This window comes from Pseudalkalibacillus hwajinpoensis (assembly GCF_039851965.1).
Lineage (GTDB): Bacteria > Bacillota > Bacilli > Bacillales > Guptibacillaceae > Guptibacillus > Guptibacillus hwajinpoensis_E.
Window position 1 is genome coordinate 3,403,920 of the sequence record NZ_CP156674.1, and the last position, 25,012, is coordinate 3,428,931.

Here is a 25,012-nt window from a genome sequence, read left to right on the forward strand (position 1 = left end):
CAGAGGGAATAAACTATACATAAACTCAAAAATTCCATTTAGAAATAGGGGTGTTAATGCCCCTAAAGAGTGGGAGAAATCTCAAGCAGCTAAAGGAGCGATAGAAATGAAAGTAACGTTTCATGGACATTCTGTAGTTGAAGTGGTAACTGACAAAGCCAAAATTTTAATTGATCCATTTATTTCAGGTAACGGTCAGTGTGATCTTAATGCTGACCAGGTCACATGCGATGTTATTCTTTTAACACATGGACATAATGACCATGTTGGTGACACAGTTGAGATTGCAAAACGGAATGATGCTCTTGTTGTAGCTCCGTTTGAACTTGCTACATACCTTGGCTTTAAGGGCGTGAACGCTCATCCGATGGCAATTGGCGGCGCTCACGAATTTGAATTCGGAACTGTCAAGCTCACCCAGGCATTTCATGGTTCAAGTTATACAGAAGAAGAAAACCAGCAAATTATCTATACTGGTATGCCTGCAGGAATTCTTTTCACTTCAGATGGTAAAACAGTCTATCACGCAGGAGATACAGGATTGTACTCTGATATGAAATTATTATCAAATCGTCAAATTGATCTAGCTTTTCTACCAATAGGTGATAATTTTACGATGGGACCAGAGGATGCAGCAATTGCAGCCAAGTGGATTAATGCTGATCTAACAGTACCTATTCATTACAATACTTTTCCTTTAATTGAACAAAATCCACATTCATTTGTTGAAAGTCTTGAAGGAAAAAAAGGAAAGGTACTTAATCCGGGAGAATCAATTGGGCTATAGCAGCACAAAAAAGAACCGATGCATTGCATCGGTTTTTCGTTTGAATAACGTGTTAAAACCGTCCTTACCGACATACCTTTTACTAAAGCTATACTACCAGTAGAGGGGATTTACTACCGCTCAAGAGGTGGGGTAAAGATGATTGGGAGGGATTTTGTGAGACAGCGTCTATTTCTATCGGTATTATGTATCCTGTTTCTAATGTATGACGCAATGCCAATGTTCCAAATTGATCTTACACTTGAAGGAGCCTTCTTTTCGCTATGGCTCGTCTTTGCCATCATGGCACTTGGCGGCAATCTGGCAGGATTATTTTTTGGATCTCGTGAAGAAAAAGCACAATCAATTGAGCATTCTTCCAAAGAATTACGAAAAAAACAATATAGCCGTTGAAGTTAGGTAGATGAGTTATGTATAATGAAGTCAATTCAAACACCACTATAACAGAATTAGTTTAGCTACTGATACAGATGTGCATGTAGAAAGTATGGTGAAAGAAATTGACAACAAAGCATGAGCAAATTCTAGCATACATTGAGACACTAGAGGTCGGAAGCAAGATCTCTGTGCGCCAAATTGCAAGGGAATTGAAGGTGAGTGAAGGAACAGCATACAGAGCGATTAAGGATGCTGAAAACAAAGGAACAGTCAGTACTATTGAAAGAGTAGGAACGATTCGTATTACGAAGAAAGAAAAAGAAAATATTGAGAAGCTAACTTATGCGGAAGTCGTTAACATTGTCGATGGACAAGTGCTTGGAGGACGGAACGGCCTACATAAAACCCTCCATAAATTTGTTATCGGCGCAATGAAGCTTGAAGCGATGATGCGTTATGTTGATCCGGGAAGTTTATTAATTGTAGGGAATCGAGATAATGTTCACAAGATTGCTCTCGAAGCAGGGGCTGCAGTTCTCATAACAGGAGGATTTGATGCGCAAGATGATGTAAAGAAAATGGCGGATGCGTATGATCTTCCTATTATTTCAACTTCTTATGATTCCTTCACTGTAGCTACAATGATCAACCGAGCCATTTACGATCGATTGATTAAGAAAGAAATCGCTCTTGTAAGTGATATTTTAACGCCTCTTACTAAGACGAGCTTCCTCGTCACAACTGAAAATGTCGGACGCTGGCATGAATTAAATGAGTCTACACTGCACAGCCGCTATCCTGTTGTAGATCCTAATATGAAGGTACAGGGGATTGTCACATCTAAGGACATTCTGGGAGAACAACATGAGACGTCAATTTCTAAGGTGATGACAAAGCATCCTTTAACCGTTAATGAACAGACGTCGGTTGCTTCTGCTGCTCACACGATGATTTGGGAAGGAATCGAAATGTTACCAGTCCTCGATCATTATCAGCGTTTGATTGGAATTATCAGCAGGCAGGACGTTTTGAAAGCTCTGCAAATGATCCAGCAGCAACCACAAATTGGTGAGACGTTCGATGATTTGATTACAAGCCAAATTAAAGATATATCAACAGGGTCTGAGAGTCGCTACAGTTGTGAAGTGACTCCTCAAATGACTAGCCTTCTAGGAACGTTATCTTATGGTGTTTTTACAACGTTAGTAACAGAAGCCGGGAGCAGGGTCTTAAAGAAATATAAAAAAGGCGATCTGGTTGTTGAGAATATCACGCTTTATTTTATTAAGCCGGTCCAAATTGATCATAAGATAGTGATCATTCCGAAAGTGTTAGAAGTGTCCCGCAAATTTGGGAAGGTGGATATAGAAATTCATCATGAAGGATCAGTCGTTGGGAAAGCGCTGATGATGGCGCAGCTAATCGATCGCTAAACTATAAGGACCTCCATGAAAAAGTTCATGGAGGTTCTGTTGCTAAAGCTGATTCATTTCATTCGCTTCCTCAATAGCAAAAGGCAGATAATGGCGATATTTCTTGTATCCGACAACAACATTGGCTACACCAAGTAAAATAAATGCTGCACCAACTATGTAGGTTACTGTTGTGATATAAACTGTGAAAGTGTTAATGGCAAAGAAGATTAAGAATAAACCAAGCGCAATGCTTGCTTTAGAGTTAAGCCATTGTTTTGTAGCAACACCATTCGTTCGAAACGATTTCACACGGTAAAATAAGTAGAAGACAATAGAAAATACAATTAAAATAACAAAGATAGGCATGGCTGCTTTCCTCCAGATTAAAGGTTCATTTCTATTGTATAGAAGATATGGATGAAAATCTATGTCTGAAGTGTGCCAATTGTATAAGCGGTCGAAAGGAGATCCCGATGAAAGAACAAATTTTAGATGCAATTGAAGCCTACGAAACGATTATTATACACCGTCATGTCCGACCGGATCCGGATGCGCTTGGATCACAGGGAGGGCTGGCTGAACTAATTAGAACATCCTTTCCTAGTAAAAAGGTGTTGACAGTTGGTGAGGAAGAGCCATCCCTTATGTTTTTGAATAAAATGGATGACATATCCGATGATATGTACGAAAATGCACTAGTTATCGTTTGTGACACGGCAAATCAGCCACGTATCAGCGATAATCGTTATAGAAATGGGAAACTCCTGATAAAGATCGACCACCACCCTAATGAGGATCCTTATGGTGATCTACTCTGGGTTGATACTGCGTCCAGTTCAGTTAGTGAAATGATTGTTGACCTGTATCTAACGGCAAAAGCTCGGGGTTACAACCTTTCTCATCAAGGGGCTTTTCTTTTGTATGCTGGAATTGTTGGGGATACAGGAAGATTTATGTTTTCCAATACGACGCAACGAACATTTTCATATGCAGGAGAACTTATGAAGTTTGAAGTAGACACGGGCGCTTTGTATAACGAATTGTATAAAACGGAGCAGCACATCGCTCGACTTAATGGATATGTGCTCCAGCATTTTGAAGCTTCACAGAACGGTGCTGGATGGATGAAAATTACGAAAGATATTGTGGCTTCCTATGGAGTCTCAGCAAGTGAAGCCTCACAACTCGTAAATACTTTTTCAAATGTGACCGGCTTAAAAGCCTGGGTATTTTTCATTGAAGAAGAGGATCAAATTCGCGTGCGCCTTCGTTCGAAAGGCCCCGTTGTCAATACGATTGCTGCAAAGTATAATGGCGGCGGGCACCCAATGGCAGCCGGTGCGACGGTTTATACGTGGGAAGAAGCGGATGCCGTTCTTGTTGATCTTGAAAAAGCATGCACTGAATAAGGAACCTGACTCGCAAACCTCCTGAAAGCTCATCTTTCAAAAAAAAAAGACCGGCAATCTTCGTTGTAAACGAGATGGTCGGTCTTTTCTAATTACACTTGATCCTGAGATTTTGGAATGAACCAGGAGCCAAAGTTCGTCACGTCCTCGTGAACATCGATGTTAAGTGACTGTAATTCCTTCTTGATGAGAGTAGTCATCTCTTGAGATTCCGCATATGCGGAACGTCCATTTTGTAAATCGGCAACTTTTGTTCGAGCAAGCTGTTTGCGATCGATAACCATTGCGCCACCTCCGAAAATTCATTCCTCTTAAGAGGCAAGTAAAACCCACACCTGAAAACGTATGTTAAACGATTAGGGTGTGGGACAACTACTCCTGAGAGGGAAGTTTCACTTTATGTACTCTTATCATATACCAGATGAATAAAAATTGCGACTTGTCTAATAAATATTCATAAAATAGTAAAACCTTCACTACTGAATTAACTGCACCGTTAATACGACTTCTACAGAAGTCCAGAGCACGAATTGCTTTACTTCAAATCCATATTTGATGTCATCAATGATCAATGTTTTGTTTTCAAGAGAATGAATGATAAAGCTCCTTGTCCTTGACACAGATCCTAAATCTTTGTTCAGGAGATCGTTTAATTCAGCCTGGATATCCTTTTTAAGCTCATGACGGGTTAATGAATTTAATGGTAGATCCTTATCTTTTTCAAATGTAACCTGGATATTTTTAATAAGTAAGGTTTTCTCAAGGTCTTTATTATCGTAATTTTTCTGATCGTCGAGTAAAGTCTGATTCTGTATTTTAAGGTCGTAAATTTCAATCTTTTGCTCTTTCATCGTTGTTATCTGCTTTTCATACATGATTCCAAATAACATGAGAAAAAATAGCCATCCGAACACAACACCAACAGAAAGACCAGCAAGAAATCTTTGCCAGCCTTTTCTTGAGTAGATAGGAGGCACTCTCATAAAGAAGATCGTTCCTGTGTGAACCAGTTAATCACTTCCATTCCGGCCTGCGCGCCTCCGAGGGCACAGAAAATCCACAGGAACTGCCGCATGATTTCATCGGGAGAACCGCTCAGAAAACTTCTTTCCATGTTATTTATGGTATCAAACGTTCCTCCAATAGCCGCTGCAATTGCCCAGATTTTAAGGCGTTGTGCAACAACGAAAATCCAGTGTAATGGCGGTTCACCGGAGAGGAAAGCACCGATGCCACCAATTAATGAGCCACCGACGATTACACCAAATGCTACGAAAAATGCAATAATTAGTGTTACGAGTGTTACTCTCTCCATTGGAATTCCTTCTTTCCTATGATTGTCCACTTCTAGTAAAGCCTATGCGAAAAGGAGAGTCAGTTATGCTTGATAATGTTTGTTTGAGAAGCGACAAGTATCTATAATAGAAAGTAATAGTAAAGTGAAAGTGGGATTACTTATGGATTTTGTTCATCTTCGTGTTTATAGCGAATATAGCCTTCTCGATAGTCCAAGTCGAGTTCAATCGCTTGTTAAATCTGCAAAACAGCTGGAATATCACTCTCTCGCCCTGACCGATAAGGGCACGATGTACGGAACGATTCCATTTTACAAAGCTTGTAAAGCAGAAGGAATCAAACCCATTATAGGATTAGATATACGGGTTGGAAGCGCTGAATTAGCGATGCATCAAAAGGCGGATCACTACGATAACCTTGTTTTGCTTGCCGAAAATCTTCAGGGCTACGAAAATTTACTGAAAATCAGTACGCATATGCAGCATGCTGGTAAACAGCCTTACATAGAAAAATCAAAGTTATTCGAGTTAACAGGTGGATTAATTGCTTTATCAGGAACGATTGAAAGTACAATTGGTCAGCAGCTGCTACACGGTGAAGAAACGGCTGCTATTCAAAAAACAATCGAGTATAAGAAAGCTTTCACCTCAGGATTCTATCTAGAAATGCAGGATCATTCTCTTCGTGAAGAGAAGCAGCTTAATTATTTGATTTCATCATTTGCAAAAAAAATGAATATTCCTCTAACCGTTTCGAATGCGGTTCATTATATTGAAAAAAGCGATGGAGATGCACATGACTGTCTCAGATGTATAGAAGCTGGACAGCGATATGAAGAAAAAGAAAAAGTAGCGCTTCCGAACCATGAGTTCTATTTAACAGCAAGGGAAGAGATGGAAGAACGATTTAAAGGATATGAAGACGCCTTAAGAAATACGGCAGAAATTGCAAGGCGCTGTAACGTTGAGATCTCCTTCGGTCATACTCACTTGCCAGTTTACCCTGTCCCGGATCAGCTCACTGCTTCACAGTATCTTCAGGAACTCTGCCACAATAATCTTCCGAAGCGCTACGAAAACCCGGATTCCGTTGTAGTGGAACGGCTGGATTACGAGCTCTCCGTTATTAACGAAATGGGGTTTAACGATTACTTTCTAATAGTCTGGGACTTTATGAAGTATGCACATGACCATCAGATGATTACTGGACCTGGTAGAGGATCAGCAGCTGGTTCTTTAGTTGCTTATTTATTGAATATAACGGATGTTGACCCCATTCAACATAACCTTTTATTTGAACGTTTTCTTAATCCTGAACGCGTCACCATGCCTGATATCGATATTGACTTTCCCGATGTCAGGCGCGACGAGGTCATTGATTATGTTCACGAGAAATATGGCAATGATCGAGTTGCTCAAATCGTAACATTTGGTACACTTGCAGCTAAGGCAGCAATCAGAGACGTGGGAAGAGTATTGGAAGTGGAAAATAGCATACTCGATGCAATGTCAAAAGCGATTCCTTCAAGACCAGGGACGACACTACAACAGGCAAGAGAGGAATCGAAAGAACTTCAAAAACTTCTTGTTTCGTCAGAAGAAGGGAGGCAGGTTTTTGACATTGCAAGCACAATTGAGGGGTTGCCGCGACATACCTCAACACATGCGGCAGGAATCGTGATTTCAGCCGAGCCGTTGACAAGTTATGTTCCACTGCTTGGTGGTCATCACATAAGCCTAACGCAATTTCCAATGAATGATCTGGAAGAAATCGGTCTTTTAAAGATGGACTTTCTTGGTCTTAGAAACTTAACTCTAATCGAAGGCATTTTAAATGACATAGAATCACAAACGGGTCATCGCCCGAATCTTTCAGAACTTCCGCCGGATGACGAATCAACATTTCAAATGTTAAGAAAAGCCGATACAACTGGTGTCTTTCAGCTTGAATCTGATGGCATGCGCAAGGTTCTTCAGCGGCTTAAACCGACTGAATTTGAAGACATTGTAGCTGTGAATGCGCTCTATCGTCCAGGACCAATGGAAAACATCCCTCTATTTATTTCTGGTAAACATGGTGATCGATCTATTGAATATCTTCATCCGGATCTCGAGGCGATCCTACAATCAACGTACGGCGTTATTGTGTATCAAGAGCAAATCATGCAAATTGCATCTAGACTGGCTGGCTTTTCACTTGGGGAAGCTGATCTTTTAAGACGAGCGGTATCGAAGAAAAAGCGTGATGTGCTCGAGTCCGAAAGGGAGCACTTTGTAAACGGATGTCTCGCGAATGGCTATGAGCAGGAGACGGCTCTGAAAGTGTATGAATACATTGTCCGTTTTGCTGACTATGGCTTTAATAGAAGCCATGCTGTTGCTTATAGTGTTATTGCCTATCAGCTTGCTTATTTAAAAGCGAACTATTCACGTTATTTCTTCTCAAGCTTGTTAACCTCAGCTATTGGAAATCAAGAGAAGCTAGCTGTTTATCTATCGGAAGCAAAACAAAAGGGAATCATCATTCAACCGCCATCCATTAATAGGAGTTTTGAAACGTTCACGGTTGAAGAAAATGGTTTACGCTTTGGATTGTTACCAATTAAGAATGTGGGTCGAAACGCCATCGAAGAACTTGTATCAAAGCGGAATGGAAATATTTTTAACAGTTTATTTGACTTAAGTGCAAGAGTATCACTTAGAATTGTGAACAAACGCGCGATGGAATCACTGATTTTTGCAGGAGCAATGGATGAATTTAATGCAAGTCGTTCCTCACTCCTTGCTTCACTTGAAGGTGCAATGAATTATGGTTCGGAACAAAGTGATCAGGAAGGATTTTTTCAGGATCGTGATCTTGAACCGGCTTATGAAAGTGTTCCCCCTTTTGACGAGAAAGAAATGCTTGCTTTTGAAAAAGAAGCGATTGGATTTTATTTAACGGCACACCCACTCGATCCTTATTTAGAGAACTTAAAAGGCTATCCTAGAACGTTAATCACTGATGCGCTAAACGCGCATGATCGGCATCCCTTAAGGCTGGCAGCAGAGGTGCTTAAGACGAGGAGTATAAGAACAAAGAAAGGGAAAATGATGGCATTTATCACGCTTGGAGATGAAACAGGTGAAATCGAAGCTGTTGCTTTTCCTGATGTATGGGAGGAAACATCTAGTATTCTATCTAAGGGAGAATTTGTCTATGTCGATGGCTCCGGTCAAAATCGAAATGGTCAAACGAATATTATTTTATCCAGAGTGATGAAATTAGAAGATGTTTCTCCCAAAAAGCGAGCGATCACTCTGTATTTAAAAATAGAGCCTCATCATAAGCAGACTGGTGTGCTTAATGATGTGAAGGAAGTGCTGCACGATTTTCAGGGAGATATCCCTGTCGTTGTTTATTATAGTGAAACAGAAAAAACAATGAGGCTTGGACAGGACTGGCTTGTAAACCCTGATGCCGCCTGTATTTCTAAGTTGAAAGAATTACTCGGGGATAGCAATGTTGTGAAAAAGTCTTCATGAAAATCTTTACAGCATTTGGTGATTTGTTATAATGGTGAAAATAGAGTGGTCTGACCACCGCCAAATGTACCAGGGAAAATGCTTATATTATTAAATGCTTCTGAAAAAAGGAGAGTGGGTTTATTGTCCATTACGAGAGAAGAAGCTCTACATATTCATAGAGTGAGACAGGGGAAACTAGAATCCAAATCAAAGGTACCCGTTAGAAATGCAACAGATTTAAGCCTTGCTTATTCACCAGGTGTAGCCGAGCCATGTAAAGAAATTTATGATGATAAGAGTAAAGTATACGAGTATACAATGAAAGGAAACATGGTTGCAGTTGTTTCAGATGGCACCGCTGTTCTTGGACTTGGAAACATTGGGCCAGAAGCAGCACTTCCTGTCATGGAAGGTAAAGCAGTGCTTTTCAAAAGCTTTGCTGGTGTTGATGCATTTCCAATCTGCTTGAATACAACCGATGTTGATGAAATTGTTCAGACGGTTAAGTTAATGGAACCTACTTTTGGAGGAATAAACCTGGAAGACATTGCAGCCCCAAACTGCTTTGTGATTGAAGAGCGTCTTAAAAAAGAAACCAATATTCCGATCTTCCACGATGATCAACATGGTACTGCGATTGTAACAGTAGCTGGTCTCGTCAATGCACTTAAATTATCGGATAAGAAAATGAGTGAAATAAAAGTCGTTATTAATGGTGCTGGGGCGGCAGGTATAGCGATTATTAAGCTGTTAAATCGATTTGGAGTAAAGGACATTATTATGTGCGATTCTAAAGGAGCGATTTATGAAGGCCGCTCTTACGGGATGAATGACGTTAAAGCAGAAGTAGCAAAATATACAAACCGTGATAAAGCAGAAGGATCACTTAAAGAAGTGATCGTTAACACGGATGTCTTTATTGGTGTTTCTGTTGAAGGAGCTTTAACGAAAGAAATGGTCGAATCAATGAATGTAGATCCAACCATTTTTGCGATGGCGAACCCGAATCCAGAAATCATGCCTGACGATGCTAGAGAAGCAGGAGCGAAGGTGATGGGTACAGGACGCTCGGACTTTCCAAACCAGATTAATAATGTACTTGCCTTTCCTGGCATTTTCAGAGGGGCTCTGGACGTTAGAGCTACGCACATCAATGAAGATATGAAGGTTGCTGCAGTTCAAGCGATAGCTGAACTTGTTGCGGATAGCGAGCTAAATGCGGACTATGTGATTCCTGCCCCATTTGACCCACGGGTAGCGCCTGCTGTTGCTGCAAGTGTTGCGAAGGCAGCTATGGATACGGGTGTTGCTCGTATCACTGTTGATCCCGAAGACGTTAGAGAAAAGACGCGTTCTCTTGCTATTATTGAAGAAGATAACGAGTGAGTGGGAAGAGTTTGACTTTCTCACTTTTTTCTTTTAATTAAAGAATCGTCACTCAGACGTGACAGATAAGAAAAAGCGGCTTACGTTTACACTTAAAAGATCAGCGGTTTTCCTCCAACATTCTGAGTTGTTAGGATTTAAGAAAGGGTGTTGCTTTACGTGACCGTACAGGGGAAAGTCTACCAGAATATCTTACAGAAAATTAAAGCGATTATTTATAATGACGGTTTACAAACAGGTGATAAGCTCCCTTCTGAAAGGGAGCTTTCTGAGCGCTTAAATGCAGGTAGATCGTCTGTAAGAGAGGCTTTGAGATCCATGGAAATGCTGGGGCTTATCGAAACAAGACGAGGAGAAGGTACGTTTATTGCGAATGCTAAAGACCACCGTCTGGTTGAAGTGATTGCTTCATTTATTTTGAAAGATACAAAGTCCAGAGAAGATTTGCTTGAAACTAGAAAATTAATCGAAAAAGATATTTTGCGAGTGGCATGTGAACGAATCTCTCATGAATATCTTTCACGTTTAAGATCTATGATGGAACATAAAGACGATACGTCTGAAAGAGAGATCTTCTCAACCGAGTTTGATACAGCCTTTTTCAGAATCATTGTCTCTTCTACCAACAACTATTTGTTGATGAGACTGTGGGGAGAGCTTGCAGACTACCATCAGACGATCTGGCATCATCTAACTTTCCGCCCAACGCAATACTATGAGGAACTTGTAGATGCACTCACATCTCGTAATCAGGAGAAAGCCATTCATTTACTGGACAAGTATGAAATGAAAAACACAGAAAACTAAACAGCATGAAATTAATGGTGAAAGGGATGGTTAATATTGTTAAAAGATTTATTCAATAAGAAAAAAAAGTATGCCACAGTTCCCTCTAAAAAAATAAAGCAGGATGTCCCTGAAGGCATTATGACAAAATGTCCAGGGTGTAAAAGCATAATCTACACGAAAGAGTTGGAGAAGTCGCATAAAGTATGTGTGAAATGTGGATATCATCATCAAATGACGGCACATGAGCGTTTGAAAAACACGCTGGATCATGGCTCATTTAAGGAACTTGATGCTGACATGATTTCTGTAAACCCACTTTCATTCCCTGATTACATGGAACGACTTGAAAAAGATCAAAAGAAATCTTCTTTGAATGAAGCGGTCGTAACTGGTGAAGGTTTAATAGAAGGTTATCGCACTGCTATTGCAGTAATGGATGCTCGCTTTCGAATGGGGAGTATGGGATCTGTTGTTGGGGAAAAGATAACGAGAGCCATCGAATATGCTGATAAAGAAAAGATTCCTTTTATCATTTTTACAGCATCAGGTGGAGCTAGAATGCAGGAGGGTGTGTTAAGCCTGATGCAAATGGCGAAATCAAGCGTTGCCTTAAAGCGATTCAGTGATCATGGCGGCCTGTTTATTTCGATTATGACTCATCCAACAACTGGTGGTGTTTCTGCTAGCTTTGCTTCTGTAGGTGACTTTAATTTTGCGGAGCCTAAGGCAATGATCGGATTTGCAGGAAGACGAATCATTGAACAAACGATTAGAGAAGATCTTCCTGAAGATTTTCAAACGGCAGAATTTTTATTGCATCATGGACAACTTGACCGCGTCATTCATCGCGCAGACATGAAGAGTACGCTTAGTAAAGTAGTTATGATGCATGGGAATGGTGGTGGAAAATAATGGTTCATCGACTTGATTTTGAACGTCCCTTGCAAGAGTTAGAAGACAAAATTAACGAGTTAAACTCTTTTATGGAGGAAAAAAACGTGGATCTTTCCGATGAAATTTCACGTATCCAAAAACGCTTTTCAAGTATGGAAGAAGAAATATATGGGAAGCTGACAGCGTGGAATAGAGTTCAACTTGCTCGTCATCCCGAACGCCCAACTACTCTTGATTACATCGATCGCGTTTTTCATGATTTTATTGAACTTCACGGTGATCGCCTTTTTGGTGATGACGAAGCTATTGTTGGAGGAATCGCTACTTTTGAAGGACAACCGGTAACGGTGGTCGGTCATCAAAGGGGAAAGGATACGAAAGAAAATCTTCGTAGGAATTTTGGTATGCCTCATCCTGAAGGCTATCGTAAAGCCCTTCGCCTTATGAAACAGGCTGAGAAATTTGATCGACCAGTTATTTTTTTATTAGACACAAAAGGAGCCTTCCCTGGTAAAGCGGCAGAAGAAAGAGGTCAGAGCGAAGCAATCGCCAGGAATTTAATCGAAATGGCAGGTTTAACAGTACCGATCGTTTGTATAGTTATTGGTGAAGGGGCAAGTGGAGGAGCTCTTGCTATAGGCGTAGGAAATCACGTTCATATGTTAGAGAACTCCTGGTATTCTGTAATTTCACCAGAAGGGGCGGCAGCACTTCTATGGAAAGACTCAGGTCTTGCTCAACAAGCTGCTGACACAATGAAAATAACGGCTCCTGACTTGAAGGAGTTAAATGTAATTGATGAGATTATCCCTGAAGTAAAAGGCGGTGCTCATCGTGATGTTGAAGTTCAGGCGAAGTCGATTAAGTCCGTGCTCAACAAATCTCTTGAAGAACTGACACAACTTTCCAAAGATGAGCTTGTTGAACAGCGCTATGAAAAATACAGAAATATTGGACAATATACGTTTGTAACCGATGCCATTGGCTTAAAATAAGGAAAGTGCTTTCTCTGAAGAGAGAAAGCACTTTTTATGAACAAGCTTGGCTATTGTATTCAACGGTTGTATTTGATATTTTAATAACACAAAGAACTAATGAGGTGATCAGGGATGAAACGTATTGGTGTATTAACCAGCGGAGGAGACTCACCGGGAATGAACGCGGCGATTCGTGCCGTCGTTCGTAAGGCAATTTATCATGGTATCGAAGTTTATGGAATCTATCACGGTTATACCGGATTGATTAATGGAAATATAGAGAAAATGGAAATTGGCTCAGTAGCTGATATTATCCATCGTGGCGGTACAATGCTCTATTCTGCTCGTTGTCCAGAATTTAAGACGCTTGAAGGACAACTTAAAGGTGTAGAGAATCTGAAGAAGTTTGGAATTGAAGGACTAGTGGTAATTGGAGGAGACGGCTCCTATCGCGGTGCTCAAAAACTTACTGGACATGGCTTCCCTACAATTGGGATTCCAGGGACGATTGATAATGATATCCCAGGAACAGATTTCACTATTGGATTCGATACGGCATTAAATACAGTCATTCAAGCAATTGATAAGATTCGTGACACAGCAACATCTCATGAGCGTACATATGTGATTGAAGTAATGGGGCGAGACGCTGGAGATATTGCTCTCTGGTCCGGTCTTGCTGATGGTGCAGAGTCGATTCTTATTCCAGAGGAAAAGTTTGAAATGTCCGATATTCTTAGCCGTTTAAAACGCGGGCATGATCGCGGAAAACGCCATAGCATTATTGTTGTAGCTGAGGGTGTTGGAAGTGGTGTTGAAATTGGAAAGCAGATTCAACAGGAAATGAACATGGAGACGCGAGTAACTGTACTTGGACATGTTCAACGCGGTGGATCACCAACAGCATCCGATCGCGTTCTTGCAAGTCGACTTGGTGCAAGAGCCGTTGAATTACTGCTTGAGGGAGCAGAAGGAAGAACTGTCGGCATCCAGCATAATCAGATTGTTGATTTGGATATTAACGAAGCACTGGCTCTTCCACACGAAGTCAACCAGAAAATGTGTCAGCTAGCAAAAGAACTATCCATTTAATAAACTTATTACGGTTCACTCCTTTAAGAAGGAGTGTATCGTTATGTCTAAATAACATGTTGAATAACAGTCATGTTATGATGAAAACTAATTGAAGATCAGCATTTAGGAGGAGACAGACCCATGCGTAAAACTAAAATTGTCTGTACGATAGGACCTGCAAGTGAGGACGAACAAACACTGGAGAAATTAATTCAAGCTGGAATGAACGTTGCTCGTCTTAATTTTTCACACGGTGACTTTGAGGAACACGGAAACCGAATCAAGACCATTCGATCTGTATCAGAACGGCTCGGTAAGAACGTAGCTATTCTTCTTGATACGAAGGGTCCTGAAATTCGTACGAATAACATGGAAAATGGCGGAATTGATCTCGTAGCTGGTCAACAGCTAATCGTTTCTATGGAAGAAGTACTTGGAACGAACGAGAAGATCTCTGTCACGTATCCGGATCTTGTGAACGATGTACATGCAGGTTCTAAAATTTTACTTGACGATGGCCTAATTGAACTTGAAGTAAAGCAAATTGAGAAGAATGAACTTTATACGGAAGTACTTAACAACGGTACTCTCAAAAATAAAAAGGGCGTCAACGTGCCGAATGTGAGCGTGAACTTACCTGGAATTACAGATAAGGATGCGGCGGATATTGAGTTTGGTATTGAACAGGGCGTAGATTTCATTGCTGCTTCCTTCGTTCGTCGTGTATCAGATGTTCTTGATATTCGTAAGCTTCTTGAGAAGCACAAAGCAACGGACATTCAAATCATCCCGAAAATTGAGAACCGTGAAGGTGTAGATAACATTGATTCTATCCTTGAAATTTCTGACGGTCTAATGGTTGCACGTGGTGATCTTGGTGTTGAAATTCCAGCTGAAGAAGTACCACTTGTGCAAAAGCAATTGATTAAGAAATGTAACGCACTTGGAAAACCGGTTATTACAGCTACTCAAATGCTTGATTCCATGCAGCGTAACCCTCGTCCAACTCGGGCAGAAGCTAGTGACGTTGCGAACGCCATTCTTGATGGTACGGATGCCATTATGCTTTCTGGTGAAACAGCAGCAGGATCATATCCTGTAGAAGCTGTACAAACTATGCACAACATTGCTTCTTACACTGAAAAATCCTTAAACTTCCGTGAGCTTCTCTCTGTAAGAAGTAAGGAAACAGAAACGAATACAACAAACGCGATTAGTGAATCAGTAGCTTTTACAGCGTTTAACTTGAACGTTCCAGCTATTATTACAGCTACTGAAAGCGGTCATACTGCACGAATGATTTCAAAATATCGTCCGAAGGCCCCAATTGTTGCCGTTACAAATACGGCAAGTGTCTGCCGTAAGCTTGCCCTTGTATGGGGTGTACATGCTCAAGAAGGGCACAAAGTAAAAACAACTGATGAAATGCTTGAAATAGCGGTAGACGCTTCAATTCAATCAGGTATTGTTAATCACGGTGACACAGTTGTTATTACTGCAGGTGTACCTGTTGGCGAATCAGGTACAACAAACTTGATGAAGGTTCACGTCATCGGTGACATCATCGCTAAAGCTCAGGGCATTGGAAGAACGTCTACATCTGGAAGAATCGCAATTGCTAGATCGGCAGAAGAAGCAATTGAAAAAGCAGATGAAAATACTATCCTTGTAACAATTGGATCTGACAAAGATATGGTTCCCGCACTTGAAAAGGCAGCTGGACTTATTACGGAAGAAGGCGGCCTGACATGCCACGCAGCAGTTGTTGGTCTTAGTCTTGGACTTCCGGTAGTAGTTGGCCTTGAAAATGCAACAGAGCTATTTAAAGAAGGTCAACAGGTTACTCTAGATGCAACGACCGGAATTATCTACAACGGTAAAGCAAGTATTCTTTAAAAGGAAGGCTGCCGAGCGATCGGCAGTCTTTTTGCGTACACGCAACGCCTTGGGTCCATTTTATGCTTTATAGTTCGAAAAAAAAGTGAAATCGCGTATAATAGGGATAACGGGACAGAATATCCCGATTATGGTTGAGGGAGCTTTCGTGATGTTTCGTATTTTATTGCTTTTTATTATAATTGTACCGGCACTGGAGGTTGCACTATTGCTTCTGTCAGGAAAGACGCTGGGATTAATCCCAACCGTTCTCTTAATTATTGGTACAGGTATCCTTGGGGCCTGGCTTGCTCGTAGAGAAGGATCTGAAGCAATTAAAAAGGTGAATCGGCAGATGCAAACCGGCCAAATGCCCGGTGATGCAATATTAGATGGTTTGTGCATTCTTGTTGGAGGCGTTGTTTTACTTACGCCTGGTTTTATTACAGATGCTGTTGGGTTTTTACTACTTATTCCAGCAACGAGAAAACCTTTCAAGCGGTGGATGAAAAAGTTCATTGAACGTAGAATGAATAATGGCCAGTTTATGTTTATAAGAAGATAATAAAAAGCTGAGGGCTCTAATAGCCGTCAGCTTTTTTATGGCGAAAATAATTTGGAAGCAAAAGTGGCCTATTTACCAACAATAAATCGCCAGACATCCTTAAATACATTAGCATGGAATAATGTTTTAAGCACGACAAGTAATACCGGGCCAATAATTAATCCTAGAAATCCAAACAGTTGAAACCCGACAAATAGCGCAATCAGTGTTGCAAGAGGGTCGAGCCCGATATTTGAGGATAGAACTTTTGGCTCCATGACCTGTCTCTGAATCACAACTATCCCATATAGAATGGAAAGACCTATGGTGAGCCCATAATTGCCAGTAAGAAAGGAATAAATCATCCACGGAACAAATATCGCACCAGTGCCAAGGTATGGAAGAAGATCGACGAGTCCTATAATGATGGCGATTGTTATCGCGTAATCGACTCGAAGGATGAGTAAACCTACTAGAACGATAACGGCTGTCATGGAAATGAGAGTGAGCTGAGCTTTCAGGAATCCAAATAGCGCTTTTCTTAAGTCTTTGTAAACCGTGCCAATACTTCTTTGAACTTCAAGAGAAACCTTACCCTTTAACCAATTTATAAATTTATACCAATCTTTGCTGATGAAAAAAGTAGCTAGCATTGAAAAAATGAGAACAGTCAGGATCGTTGGCAAGCTGACAATTGTTGAACGAATTCCCTCTACAACTGCTTGTAAAATATTAGTGACAGTTGTAGTGACAGTCGTACCGATGGACTGGATGTTATCAAGAATGGTAGTTTGTTGGTCTTCATTTAGGTCTTTAAAAAGGTCTTCAAGTTGATTGTAAAGTGGCATAACATGAGTAACAAAAAGGTCTTCAATAAACGTAACGATTTCCTGAAAGTTACCAGGTAGTACATTTGCGATGTAGACAACTCCCTGGACAATCTCATTAACGAGAAGAGCGATTAAAGCAGCAAGTACTCCCATTAAGAACAGAATTGACAATGCCACTGAAAACGCTCGCGGTACTTTGCCTCTTCTTTCTAAAAGGTCAACTAGTGGGTTTATGAGAAAAGCAAGGAACAATGCGATCACAAAAGGATAGGCCAGATGCCATACATAGTAAAATGAAATGATAGCTAGAATAATGATCGCAATAACAAGCAGAAAGCGAAGCATTCTATGTACATATTTCCAGTTCATTGAGAGCCTCCTTTCAAGTAGTCTTCCCTTTATTTTACACTCCGCAATTCCATACAAGCAATTGCGTTCTGTCAATTTCGTGCTTATTTATCTAAAGTTTGTTATGCTAATAGTGTTCTGTTAATGTGAAAGAGGGAAATGTATGAGTATTATTTCGCAGTCATCCATATTCTTGCTTATCCTGTTAGGTATTGCACTTCTTGCGAAAAACAGCTCGCTCATTATTGCGGTTGCTGCGTTATTAGTTGTGAAGATATTTGGATTAGATGAGAAAATCTTTCCGGTCGTTCAGGCAAAGGGGATTTCCTGGGGAGTAACGATCATTACGATCGCAGTTCTTATTCCGATTGCTACCGGCGAAATTGGGTTTAAACAACTAACTGAAGCGATAAAGTCTTCGTATGCATGGATTGCCATGGCGTCAGGCATTTTTGTAGCAATTATTGCATCGAAAGGCATCATTTTGCTACAGAATGATCCTCATATCACAACTGCTCTTGTATTCGGCACAATCTTTGCTGTGGCAGTTTTCCAGGGGATTGCTGTTGGTCCCCTTATTGGGGCAGGCATTGCGTATATGGCTATGAAAATTGTCGAACTTTTCACCTGAACATCCGTTCAGTCAGAACCTTTACTCTCCTATTTTTTTCGATGCTCATAAGCTATTTATGACATTTCAGAAAAAAAAGGAAAGGACGAAATCATGCATATTCGTTCACAAATATCAGATAATTGTTTATAATGGGAACTGATACACCATCTTTATACATAGGTTCCTATTTTTTCAGGGTGTTTTAAAAGCGTTATCAAAGCAGAATTTTTAGAAAATATGCGAACCAATAACATGGAAAAGGAGAGGGGAACGTATGACGACTACACGCGGATTAGAAGGCGTAGTTGCAACAACATCATCGATTAGTTCCATTGTGAACGATGTCTTAACATACAGAGGCTACAATATCGATGACCTCGCTGAAAATGCAAGTTTTGAAGAAGTGATTTATTTATTATGGAATGATAAACTCCCAAATAAGACAGAACTTGAGCAGTTTACTGCAGAACTTGCAGAAAATGCGACAATTCCTGAAGAAATTGTTGAGCAGATGAAAGCTTATCCAAGTGATAAGGTGCATCCAATGGCTGCTCTTCGTACAGCTGTCTCTACACTTGCACTGTATGATGAGGAAGCTGACGATATGAGCGAAGAAGCAAATTACCGCAAGGCAATTCGGCTTCAAGCGAAAATCCCTACTGTCGTAACAGCCTTTTCCCGTGTTCGTGAAGGAAAAGATCCGATTAAACCAAAGAAAGATCTTAGTTTCGCAGCAAACTTTTTGTATACGCTAACAGGCGAATTACCAGAAGATGTAGCTGTAACTGCAGTCAATAAAGCACTCGTACTTCATGCTGACCATGAGCTGAACGCATCTACGTTTACTGCTCGTGTTTGTGTAGCTACTCTTTCTGATATGTATTCAGGTGTAACGGCTGCGATTGGAGCTCTTAAAGGGCCGCTTCACGGTGGTGCGAATGAGCGCGTTATGGCGATGCTAAGTGAAATTGATCGCGTTGACAATGTTGAATCCTATTTACAAAACGCTTTTGAGAATAAAGAAAAGATTATGGGCTTCGGACACAGGGTCTACAAAACAGGCGATCCCCGGGCGAAGCATTTAAGAGAAATGTCAAGAAAGCTAACTGAGTTAACTGGTGAAACAAAATGGTACGAGATGTCTACGAAAATGGAAGAAATCGTGACGAGCGAAAAGGGACTTCCACCAAATGTTGACTTCTATTCCGCTTCGGTTTATCACAGTCTCGGTATTGATCACGACCTGTTTACTCCACTGTTTGCAGTAAGTCGTGTTTCAGGTTGGATTGCACATATTCTTGAACAATACAGCAATAACCGACTCATTCGTCCTCGTGCAGATTACGTAGGAGCGACAGATCAGACTTATGTGAAAGTCGAAGACCGATAAAAAGAGATTTGGGAAGAGGTTTTCTTTCTTCCCTTCTTATAATGAAATTTTAACTTAAGTAGGAGGAATACAGAATGGCAAATGGAGAGAAGATTACTGTAAATAATGGTGTACTAAACGTTCCAGATCATGCAATTATTCCATTTATTGAAGGAGATGGCACTGGTCCTGATATTTGGGCAGCAGCATCTAAAGTTCTTGAAGGTGCAGTAGATAAAGCATACGGCGGAAAGAAAAAGATCGTTTGGAAGGAAGTATATGCTGGTCAGAAAGCATTTGATAAGACAGGTGAATGGCTACCTGCTGATACTCTTGATGCGATCCGTGAATACATAATTGCGATTAAGGGTCCGCTTACTACTCCTGTTGGAGGAGGTATTCGTTCTCTTAACGTGGCACTTCGTCAAGAATTGGATTTGTTTACATGCCTGCGCCCAGTGCGTTATTTTAAAGGCGTTCCTTCACCAGTAAAGCGTCCTGAAGATACTGATATGGTTATTTTCCGTGAGAACACTGAAGATATCTATGCAGGGATCGAATTCCAAAAAGGAACAGATGAAGTTAAGAAAATCATTTCTTTCCTTCAAAATGAAATGGGTGCAAAAAATATTCGCTTCCCGGAAACATCTGGAATTGGGATAAAACCTGTTTCTGAAGAGGGGACAAAACGTCTTGTTCGTGCAGCTATTCAGTATGCACTGGATGAAGGTCGCAAAAATGTTACGCTTGTTCATAAAGGAAACATTATGAAATTTACAGAAGGCGCATTTAAAAATTGGGGCTATGAAGTTGCTGAGCAAGAATTTGGTGATAAAGTATTTACATGGTCAGAATACGACCGTATCGTTGAAGAAAAAGGAAAAGATGCTGCGAATGATGCACAATCAAAAGCAGAAGGTGAAGGAAAGCTTATCGTAAAAGATGCGATTGCTGATATCTTCTTACAGCAGATTCTTACTCGTCCTGCAGAGTTTGATGTTGTCGCAACCATGAACTTAAATGGTGACTACGTTTCTGATGCTCTTGCAGCACAGGTAGGCGGAATTGGGATTGCTCCAGGTGCGAACATCAACTATGAAACTGGACATGCTATATTCGAAGCAACTCACGGTACTGCTCCGAAATATGCTGGTCTCGACAAAGTAAACCCTTCATCTGTTATTCTTTCTGGAGTTCTAATGCTTGAGCATATTGGCTGGAATGAGGCTGCAAAGCTTGTCCTTGATTCAATGGAGAAAACCATTGCCAATAAGGTCGTAACTTATGATTTCGCCCGTCTGATGGACGGTGCAACCGAAGTGAAAACTTCTGAGTTTGGTGACGAACTAATAAACAACATGGATTAATATTAAATAGGACACCAGATTAACTGGATTAAAAGGAGTGGCTTCCAAATGACAATGAAACGTAAAAAGGTTTCTGTAATCGGTGCAGGATTTACTGGTGCAACAACAGCTTTTCTACTTGCTCAAAAAGAACTAGCTGATGTCGTACTTGTTGACATTCCAAATCAAGAAGGTCCTACTAAAGGAAAGGCGCTTGATATGTTTGAAGCAAGTCCAGTGCAAGGTTTCGATTCTAAAATTACAGGTACCTCTAACTATGAGGATACTGCTGGTTCTGATATCGTCGTCATTACTGCAGGGATAGCTAGAAAACCCGGAATGAGTCGTGATGATCTTGTAAATACTAACGCCAAGATCATGAAAAGCGTCACGCAGGAGATTGTGAAATATTCTCCTGAAACGATTATTGTTGTATTAACTAATCCGGTTGATGCAATGACCTACACTGTTTATAAAGAATCTGGTCTTTCTAAAAACCGTGTGATCGGTCAATCAGGAATTCTTGATTCTGCACGTTTCCGTTCGTTCATTGCTGAGGAACTAAACCTATCCGTTAAAGATATTACTGGCTTTGTTCTAGGCGGTCACGGTGACGACATGGTACCACTTGTACGCTATTCATTTGCAGGCGGCATTCCACTTCAAAGCTTGATATCTGAAGAGCGTCTGGGTGAAATTGTTGAACGTACACGTAAGGGTGGAGGAGAAATTGTTAGTCTTTTAGGAAATGGTAGTGCCTACTATGCACCTGCTGCTTCTCTAGTAGAAATGGCTGAAGCGATTCTTAAAGATCAGCGTCGTGTTCTTCCAACAATTGCCTACTTAGAAGGCGAGTATGGCTATGATGGATTGTACCTTGGAGTTCCGACGATTCTTGGTGGCAGTGGAATTGAAGACATTATCGAGTTGGATCTAACAGATGATGAAAAGAAAGAACTAGACAAATCAGCTGATTCAGTACGTAAAGTATTGACTGTATTAAGTTAAGTTAAGTAGATCCGGTTTACACCGGATCTCTTTTTACAAAAACATAGAAAGCGCTTTCTTTAATGAGAAAAGGGGGAGTAGCTATGCTTTTAGGTAAAAAAAGAAAAATCGGCCGAATGATTGAAGAAATAACTGCTGGAGAAAAATTGGAAGTGACAGAGAAAATAGAGGATCGGGATCTTCTTTTGTATCTGGGGCTTTCCAACGATAATAATCCTCTTTTTATCCAGCACGACTATGCGGCAATGACACCATTTAAAAAGCCAATTGTTCCACAAATTATGCTTCTTGCGATTGTAACAGGTGCCATATCGAAATATTTACCTGGACCGGGAAGCAGTATAAAGAAACATAACGTTACTTATGCTAATCCGGTTCATCATTATGAAACGCTTCATTTTCAATTTGAGGTAGTTGACGTTTTGAGAGAAAATCACGAGGTTGTGATTAACGTTAATGGTACAAACGAAAAGGGAGATGCTATATTAGAAGGGCAGTTTACAGTAAGTCCACCATATCCTGTTAAGTCGTTGACGAAGACTACGTCTTTTGATAATTTCTAAAGAGCTTATAGGGCTCTTTTTTTTTTTTTTTTTGAGTTTTTAGCTCATTTCCTCCTTCCTTTCCTGGAACAAAATATGTATTTGGCAGGTAACCGCTTCCAAAACTCTTTTTGAATAAGTTCCTCTTTTGCCTTCACAAAAAAAATAGTATGATGATGGTAATCAGGTAAACATATAAAAAACATGCCTGGCGTTCGGTATCGGCATTGATGAATGGGGAAATTCGTTAGGGGGATTTTACAATGGCTCAAAAAGTTCTAGTTGTCGACGATGAAATATCAATTTTGACATTACTTCAATTTAATCTTGAACAGGCAGGTTACGAGGTCGTAACCGCTGAGAATGGGGCAGAAGCGCTGGAAATTGTAGTGGCAGAAAAGCCTAATTGCATCATCCTGGATCTGATGCTGCCTGAAATGGACGGCCTTGAAGTGTGTAAAGAACTGAGACAGCGTCACATTCATACACCTGTCCTAATGCTTACTGCTAAGGACGATGAATTTGATAAGGTACTTGGTCTTGAGCTTGGTGCCGATGACTACATGACTAAACCGTTTAGTCCAAGAGAAGTTGTCGCTCGTGTGAAGGCTATTCTTAGGAGGGTGAAGCAGCTCGAAGAATCGAAATCAGCATTTCAAATGGAAGAATCAGAAAAGATTCAGGTTGGTGAGTTAGAGGTTTATCCTAATAATTATGAGTCTTTCTTCCAGGGCCAGATTATGGAAGTTACGCCTAAAGAATTTGAACTTCTTGTCTACCTTATTCGTCACAAAGGGCGTGTTCTTACGAGAGAACAGCTTCTAAGTGCTGTGTGGAATTATGATTTTGTTGGAGACACGAGAATTGTGGATGTCCATGTGAGTCATCTTCGAGAGAAAATTGAACAGAATACGCGCAAACCTGAATACATTAAAACAATACGAGGACTCGGTTATAAGTTAGAGGAGCCGTCAATCTAATGAAACGGTTTCGTTCGCGTTTTTTAAACGCTCAGTTCGTTATTCTCTTCTTTGTATTCATTATAATGGTTGTGTTTCTGGGCAATTTATTTGAAGGGATCTTATTTGAGGGAGCGAATCCAGAAGCTTTATCTAATATGTGGCTCATCTTAATTTTCTCATTTGCAACAGCTTTTTTACTTATTATTTTTATCAACCTACGTATTTCAAATCAGTTAACAAAGCCACTTGAAGGAGCTCTTAAAGTGGCGAATGAGCTAGCTTCTGGAAATTTTAGGGCAAGGACTTATGAGTATAAGCTCGATGAAACTGGGCAATTGAGTCATGCATTAAATATTCTGGCAAGGAATTTACAAAACATGACAGCTTCTTACGAAATGCAGCAAAATCGATTGATGACATTGATTGAAAACATGGATAGTGGATTGGTTTTAATTGATCCCAAGGGGTACATCAATCTGGTTAATCGTTTTTATAAAGAAACGTTTCAAGTTGATTCAGATGATTATCTAGATGTTCTTTATTATGAGGCTCTTCCATATCAAGAAATAGTGCGTCTCGTCGAAGAGACGCTTCTCACCGAACAAACGGTTCGAAAACAGGTTGAACTACAGGTAGGTATAGAAATGCGTCACTTCGACGTTTCTGGTGCGCCTATATTGGATCAGGATAATAAATTAAAAGGTGTCGTTCTTGTGTTTCACGATATTACTGAACTCAAAAAACTCGAGCAAATGCGAAAGGATTTCGTTGCCAATGTTTCACACGAATTAAAAACTCCTGTGACTTCGCTAAAGGGTTTTGCTGAGACGCTGTTAGATGGTGCAATGGAAAATCAAGCATTCCGCACGCGGTTTCTAAATATAATTCTTGATGAGAGTGATCGTCTACAAAGCTTGATTCAAGATCTTTTGGATTTATCCAAAATGGAACAAAAGCATTTCTCTTTAAACTGGCAGGATGTTGAGTTAAAAGAACTTATTGCGGATTGTATCCTTTTGACTCAGAGTAAAGCAGAAAAAAAGAGCATAGAGGTAACGGTTGATTATGATGGGGATCTCAAGGTAAAAGGTGATAGTAATCGATTAAAACAGGTTTTTCTGAATTTGATCGCAAATAGCCTTACATATACACCTGAAAAAGGAAAAGTTGCTATATCGGTCAAAGAAAAAAGTGGAGCGGTTGCCTTTGTTATTTCAGATAATGGAATTGGAATAAAAAAGGAAGAATTACCTCGGATTTTTGAACGTTTCTATCGAGTGGATAAAGCTAGAAGCAGGAATTCAGGGGGGACCGGACTCGGTCTTGCTATAGTAAAGCACCTTGTGGAGGCCCATAATGGAAAAATAGAAGTAGAAAGTGAAGTGGGTCAGGGTACAACCTTTAAAATCACCCTGCTAAAAAATCGCTTATTTTAATTTTCTAAGAAAGTATAAAAGCCTTTGCGATCCGCACGTTTAATCTTTACGTTATCTTTACATTCTGTTTATATTCACTTTATATTATTTCTGTAAAGTAACAATTGACCCCTTCATCATGACGAGAGCATATTTTGAGACGAGTATATCTCGTCTCCTTTTTTTATGGTAGGACAGAAATGTACAGATTGCTCGTGTCTAGAATGCTAGTAATGAAGACCGCTTAAA

24 protein-coding genes are annotated in these 25,012 nt (G+C 40.4%); 19 read left to right on the forward strand and 5 right to left on the reverse strand.

Annotation, left to right across the window (positions count from 1 at the left end; translation table 11 throughout):
- Positions 1-106: 106 nt before the first annotated feature.
- The 3 genes from ABFG93_RS17540 to ABFG93_RS17550 all read left to right on the forward strand — a co-directional run bounded on the left by ABFG93_RS17540 (position 107) and on the right by ABFG93_RS17550 (position 2,598).
- Positions 107-787, forward strand: a complete 681-nt coding sequence (locus tag ABFG93_RS17540) for a metal-dependent hydrolase (RefSeq protein WP_347549308.1) — start codon at positions 107-109, stop codon at positions 785-787.
- A 138-nt stretch (positions 788-925) separates the two neighbouring features.
- The gene (locus ABFG93_RS17545; RefSeq protein WP_347549309.1) at positions 926-1,180 is read left to right on the forward strand and encodes a hypothetical protein; all 255 of its coding nucleotides are present in this window, start codon (positions 926-928) and stop codon (positions 1,178-1,180) included.
- 107 nt (positions 1,181-1,287) lie between these two features.
- Positions 1,288-2,598, forward strand: coding sequence for a DRTGG domain-containing protein (locus tag ABFG93_RS17550; protein ID WP_347549310.1), 1,311 nt, complete (start codon positions 1,288-1,290; stop codon positions 2,596-2,598).
- Between the two features lie 42 nt (positions 2,599-2,640).
- Here the strand turns inward: ABFG93_RS17550 and ABFG93_RS17555 are convergent, their stop codons facing one another.
- Positions 2,641-2,946: a YtpI family protein gene (locus ABFG93_RS17555; RefSeq protein WP_347549311.1), complete on the reverse strand. Its 306-nt coding sequence runs from the start codon at positions 2,944-2,946 to the stop codon at positions 2,641-2,643.
- Between the two features lie 107 nt (positions 2,947-3,053).
- Here ABFG93_RS17555 and ABFG93_RS17560 point away from each other — a divergent pair, with 107 nt between their 5' ends.
- Entirely contained in the window at positions 3,054-3,989 is a 936-nt protein-coding gene (locus ABFG93_RS17560; RefSeq protein ID WP_347549312.1) for a DHH family phosphoesterase, read from the forward strand.
- A 92-nt stretch (positions 3,990-4,081) separates the two neighbouring features.
- Here ABFG93_RS17560 and ABFG93_RS17565 read toward each other — a convergent pair whose 3' ends face one another.
- The 3 genes from ABFG93_RS17565 to ABFG93_RS17575 form a co-directional block, all read right to left on the reverse strand.
- On the reverse strand, positions 4,082-4,273 hold the full coding sequence (locus ABFG93_RS17565; protein ID WP_347549313.1) for a hypothetical protein: 192 nt from the start codon (positions 4,271-4,273) through the stop codon (positions 4,082-4,084).
- Positions 4,274-4,465: 192 nt separating this feature from the next.
- Positions 4,466-4,972: a sporulation membrane protein YtrI gene (ytrI, locus tag ABFG93_RS17570; protein ID WP_347549314.1), complete on the reverse strand. Its 507-nt coding sequence runs from the start codon at positions 4,970-4,972 to the stop codon at positions 4,466-4,468.
- Positions 4,969-5,304, reverse strand: coding sequence for a YtrH family sporulation protein (locus tag ABFG93_RS17575; RefSeq protein WP_347549315.1), 336 nt, complete (start codon positions 5,302-5,304; stop codon positions 4,969-4,971). The genes ytrI and ABFG93_RS17575 overlap by 4 nt, the downstream gene beginning before the upstream one ends.
- Positions 5,305-5,446: 142 nt before the next feature.
- Here ABFG93_RS17575 and ABFG93_RS17580 point away from each other — a divergent pair, with 142 nt between their 5' ends.
- From ABFG93_RS17580 to ABFG93_RS17615, 8 genes are all read left to right on the forward strand, one after another.
- Positions 5,447-8,809 carry a DNA polymerase III subunit alpha gene (locus tag ABFG93_RS17580; protein WP_347549316.1) on the forward strand — a complete coding sequence of 1,121 codons (3,363 nt, stop codon included), beginning with the start codon at positions 5,447-5,449 and terminating at the stop codon, positions 8,807-8,809.
- A gap of 129 nt (positions 8,810-8,938) precedes the next feature.
- Positions 8,939-10,177, forward strand: a complete 1,239-nt coding sequence (locus tag ABFG93_RS17585; RefSeq protein WP_431522099.1) for an NAD(P)-dependent malic enzyme — start codon at positions 8,939-8,941, stop codon at positions 10,175-10,177.
- Between the two features lie 147 nt (positions 10,178-10,324).
- Positions 10,325-10,984: a FadR/GntR family transcriptional regulator gene (locus ABFG93_RS17590; protein ID WP_347549318.1), complete on the forward strand. Its 660-nt coding sequence runs from the start codon at positions 10,325-10,327 to the stop codon at positions 10,982-10,984.
- Between the two features lie 36 nt (positions 10,985-11,020).
- A complete protein-coding gene (gene accD / locus ABFG93_RS17595; protein ID WP_347549319.1) occupies positions 11,021-11,878 on the forward strand; it encodes an acetyl-CoA carboxylase, carboxyltransferase subunit beta in 858 nt (285 codons plus the stop codon).
- Positions 11,878-12,855: an acetyl-CoA carboxylase carboxyl transferase subunit alpha gene (gene accA / locus ABFG93_RS17600; protein WP_347549320.1), complete on the forward strand. Its 978-nt coding sequence runs from the start codon at positions 11,878-11,880 to the stop codon at positions 12,853-12,855. The genes accD and accA overlap by 1 nt, the downstream gene beginning before the upstream one ends.
- 114 nt (positions 12,856-12,969) lie before the next feature.
- Positions 12,970-13,929 carry a 6-phosphofructokinase gene (pfkA, locus tag ABFG93_RS17605; protein ID WP_347549321.1) on the forward strand — a complete coding sequence of 320 codons (960 nt, stop codon included), beginning with the start codon at positions 12,970-12,972 and terminating at the stop codon, positions 13,927-13,929.
- Positions 13,930-14,052: 123 nt separating this feature from the next.
- On the forward strand, positions 14,053-15,807 hold the full coding sequence (gene pyk, locus ABFG93_RS17610; protein ID WP_347549322.1) for a pyruvate kinase: 1,755 nt from the start codon (positions 14,053-14,055) through the stop codon (positions 15,805-15,807).
- A 151-nt stretch (positions 15,808-15,958) separates the two neighbouring features.
- Positions 15,959-16,351, forward strand: a complete 393-nt coding sequence (locus tag ABFG93_RS17615) for an FxsA family protein (RefSeq protein ID WP_347549323.1) — start codon at positions 15,959-15,961, stop codon at positions 16,349-16,351.
- Between the two features lie 68 nt (positions 16,352-16,419).
- Here ABFG93_RS17615 and ytvI read toward each other — a convergent pair whose 3' ends face one another.
- Positions 16,420-17,529: a sporulation integral membrane protein YtvI gene (ytvI, locus tag ABFG93_RS17620; RefSeq protein WP_347549324.1), complete on the reverse strand. Its 1,110-nt coding sequence runs from the start codon at positions 17,527-17,529 to the stop codon at positions 16,420-16,422.
- Positions 17,530-17,671: 142 nt separating this feature from the next.
- Between ytvI and ABFG93_RS17625 the strand changes: the two genes are divergently transcribed.
- From ABFG93_RS17625 to pnpS, 7 genes are all read left to right on the forward strand, one after another.
- Positions 17,672-18,139: a DUF441 domain-containing protein gene (locus ABFG93_RS17625; RefSeq protein WP_431522015.1), complete on the forward strand. Its 468-nt coding sequence runs from the start codon at positions 17,672-17,674 to the stop codon at positions 18,137-18,139.
- Positions 18,140-18,395: 256 nt separating this feature from the next.
- A complete protein-coding gene (citZ, locus tag ABFG93_RS17630; protein ID WP_347549325.1) occupies positions 18,396-19,511 on the forward strand; it encodes a citrate synthase in 1,116 nt (371 codons plus the stop codon).
- Positions 19,512-19,585: 74 nt separating this feature from the next.
- Positions 19,586-20,857 (forward strand): NADP-dependent isocitrate dehydrogenase, encoded by a 1,272-nt coding sequence (gene icd / locus ABFG93_RS17635; protein WP_347549326.1) that lies wholly within the window; start codon positions 19,586-19,588, stop codon positions 20,855-20,857.
- A 48-nt stretch (positions 20,858-20,905) separates the two neighbouring features.
- The gene (mdh, locus tag ABFG93_RS17640) at positions 20,906-21,844 is read left to right on the forward strand and encodes a malate dehydrogenase (protein WP_347549327.1); all 939 of its coding nucleotides are present in this window, start codon (positions 20,906-20,908) and stop codon (positions 21,842-21,844) included.
- Positions 21,845-21,927: 83 nt separating this feature from the next.
- The gene (locus tag ABFG93_RS17645; protein ID WP_347549328.1) at positions 21,928-22,407 is read left to right on the forward strand and encodes a MaoC family dehydratase; all 480 of its coding nucleotides are present in this window, start codon (positions 21,928-21,930) and stop codon (positions 22,405-22,407) included.
- Between the two features lie 242 nt (positions 22,408-22,649).
- On the forward strand, positions 22,650-23,366 hold the full coding sequence (locus tag ABFG93_RS17650; RefSeq protein ID WP_347549329.1) for a response regulator transcription factor: 717 nt from the start codon (positions 22,650-22,652) through the stop codon (positions 23,364-23,366).
- Positions 23,366-24,784: a two-component system histidine kinase PnpS gene (gene pnpS / locus ABFG93_RS17655; protein WP_347549330.1), complete on the forward strand. Its 1,419-nt coding sequence runs from the start codon at positions 23,366-23,368 to the stop codon at positions 24,782-24,784. Before ABFG93_RS17650 ends, pnpS begins: the two co-directional genes overlap by 1 nt.
- Positions 24,785-25,012: the final 228 nt, after the last annotated feature.